Consider the following 274-nt stretch of genomic DNA (forward strand, 5'->3'; position numbering starts at 1 on the left):
AAAAGCAAGCTTTCATTCGCTACCGTTCGACTTGCATGTGTTAAGCCTGCCGCCAGCGTTCAATCTGAGCCATGATCAAACTCTTCAATTCAAGTTCAATCGCTCAATAAATCACTTAGCTTTAATTTTTGTTTGTGGACGCAATCAATGCCTCCCGACAAACACAAAATGAATTTTAAGTTAAGCACTTATCAAGACTTCAAAATTAAAATAATTTCAACAAAGTCAATCAACAAGTGCCCACACAGATTGTCTGATAGATTGTTAAAGAACA

At 36.5% G+C, this 274-nt stretch carries 1 rRNA gene; it reads right to left on the bottom strand.

The window, feature by feature from the left end:
• Positions 1-91, bottom strand: a 16S ribosomal RNA gene (locus tag BN3349_RS11805); the annotation flags it as partial.
• Positions 92-274: the final 183 nt, after the last annotated feature.

Source organism: Necropsobacter massiliensis, assembly GCF_000827595.2.
GTDB lineage: Bacteria > Pseudomonadota > Gammaproteobacteria > Enterobacterales > Pasteurellaceae > Necropsobacter > Necropsobacter massiliensis.